General features: G+C 69.5%; 2 protein-coding genes. Both read right to left on the reverse strand.

Annotation, left to right across the window (positions count from 1 at the left end; translation table 11 throughout):
• Positions 1–1,031: 1,031 nt before the first annotated feature.
• Positions 1,032–2,147 (reverse strand): MerR family transcriptional regulator, encoded by a 1,116-nt coding sequence (locus ACWD6N_RS36900; protein ID WP_354967068.1) that lies wholly within the window; start codon positions 2,145–2,147, stop codon positions 1,032–1,034.
• A 218-nt stretch (positions 2,148–2,365) separates the two neighbouring features.
• Positions 2,366–2,545: HAD family hydrolase (locus tag ACWD6N_RS36905; RefSeq protein WP_450006628.1), on the reverse strand; the 180-nt coding region annotated here is incomplete at its 5' end.

The raw sequence follows: 2,545 nt of genomic DNA on the forward strand, positions 1-2,545 counted from the left end.
CCACCGGCCGACACAGCATCGGATTGGAACGACTACTCGGGTGAAACGGACGAGTCCCCCGGAACGGGTGACGAGCACAGTGGGTGGGGTTCCGATGGCTCGGAATCCCGTTGGGGCGATGATGACGATTTTGGAGAGACTAGTCGCAGCGGATCGAGCAGCAGCAGCAGCAGCGGATCGAGCAGCAGCAGCGGATCGAGCAGTAGTAGCGGATCGAGCAGCAACTTCTAGGCAACCTTCGCCATCCCGTGTGCCGTCGACCCGCCCTCTGGGGAGCGGACCGCCGACCGGCCCGCCACGTCAAGCGGACCTTGACGGCTCGTACGGCCGCTGGCGGGTCGGGCGGTGGTCTGCTCGGCTCGCCCGGGTCGATGGCAGGCGGGATGGCCTACCGCAACCACCCACCGACCGCGACCCGCCGGCGGAGTCCCAGCCATCCTGGAGCCGGAGCGCCCCCGCCGGAGGCGCACTAACCGCAACCCCGCGAACACCGCCAGCTCGCCACGCCGCCGGCGTGCCCTTCTCCTACGCCGCGCGGGCTGCTGGCCGCGCGGCCCGGCCGGCTGCCGGCCCACCACCCCCACCGTCAACGGCCTGTCGTTCTGCGGCGGCCCTCCGGGCTCCCCGCTCTCCGCGCCAGCCGCCGGGCATCAGGCGTGACGGCCGCAGAGCGACAGCGGCAGCGGCCGGCGCGCGCCCGGGCGGCGGCGCGTGCGGCCCGTTGCGGGCCGCCTTGAAGACGTACAGAAACTTTGCACAACATCGCCGGCAGTCCGGCTGTCCTCCGTCGGCTGATGTGCGACAGTCGTCCGCCAACTGATCTGCGACGTCGGCGCGGATCGCGGCATGAGCGTGCACCGGATCTGCGCGTCGCTCTCTCATGCAGCTCATGAGCTGAGCCGACAGGTCCAAGCTCGACCCGTACGGCAAGGACGTCCAGGTTGAGCGCGCCGCGGAGGCCAAGCGTCGCCGCGGCAGTATCTAATGATCCCGGCGGTCAGCTTTCTGGCGGCGTTCTCGCGCACGGTGGTTCAGGCTACGAGCAGGCGGAGACCGAGCTCTGCCGTGTCGAGGGCGACGAGGTCGCGGTTGCGCTCGGCCCACCGGCCTGAGGAAAGGTCTTCGCGGAGTGTGCTGACTGCCCGTTGCTCAGCCTGCGGTCCGACTCTGGTCCATACCGAAACCGCGCGGCGCACATGTTCGTCCAAGTACGCCTCAGGCCGGCGCCAGTGTGCCTCGAAGAAGCCGTCAGCGCAGTCCCACGGGACGAGCACCGGCTCCGCGCGTCCTCCGATCGCGCGGGTCAGGTCGGCCAGGGACGGCCAGCCGACGAGGAGGTCTGCGAACTCAGGTAAGTAGTCGCGGGTGAGCCAGAACCGCTGACGCCAGCCGGTGTCATCGGCGTCGTACGTGAACACCACCACGCGGCGGGCCACACGCCGCATCTCACGCAGCCCGGCGACCGGGTCCGGCCAGTGATGAACGGTGCTGACCGCCATCGCGGCGTCAAAGGACTGGTCCTCGAACGGCAGACTCTCCGCAGCGGCGGCCACGCACGGCGCCGCGCCCGCGGGACGCTGCGCCCGCATGACCGCCGACGGTTCCACCGCCGTGACGTCGCGGTCGGGGGGTTCGTAGGAGCCGGTGCCGGCCCCGACGTTCAGTACCGTTCGTGCGTCCCCCAGCGCATCCCAGATGCGCGCGGCGATCCGTGGCTCGGTGCGCCGCGTCGCTGGGTACGCGGATCCGATGGCGTCGTACAACTGCGCGCCGAACACTTTCAGTTGCTCCTCTGGCGTCGTCCTGATCCCCATTGCTCGTGCCTCCAGTTCCCTGTCTATGGCCGTCACCATGGCGGCAGCGCGGTCGCGCTGGTCCATCAGCAGGCCGCGCAGCCGGCACAGGTGCGCGACTGCGTCGGTGGCCGGATCGTCAACCAGATCCGCGATCTCCCGCAATCCGAAGCCGAGCCGCCGGTAGGCGAGCACCTCCCGGAGTCGCTCCACGTCGCCCGGGGAGTAGGCCCGGTGCCCAGCCGCGGTCCGCGTGGACGGCTCAAGGAGGCCGATCTCGTCATAGTGATGCAGTGTGCGGACGCTGACGCCGGCCAACTCCGCCACACGCCCCACGGTCAGGTGCTCCTCCACGTCACCGACTATGTGGCATGACGCCGCGTGAGGAGCAAGCGCTTCGCTGCTGACATGATCGAGTTTCCGCTCATCGGCAGAACCGTGCGTTCACGCTCCGCCGACCTGCCGCTAGGCCCTAGACCCCTGTCGCACATCACCTGGCGGAGGTGCGTAGCGGATCAGTTGGCGGATCACACGCCGGCAGTCCGGCCGGCTTCCTGTCCGCGCTGTCCAAGTCACCAGCCGCGAGGTGCGTCACGAAGCGCGGTCGAAAGCTCGGTCATCTGGCGGATGACCGCGTCTGCGCCAACTTGGGTAAGCGCCTCGCTCTTCCCTGGCTTGTTCGCGTAGCCGATGCTGCCGACGCCTGCTGCTTGCGCGGCTTGGATGTCGGTCGTGGAGTCGCCTACGAGGAC

The sequence above is a fragment of the Micromonospora sp. NPDC005163 genome, from assembly GCF_053599835.1.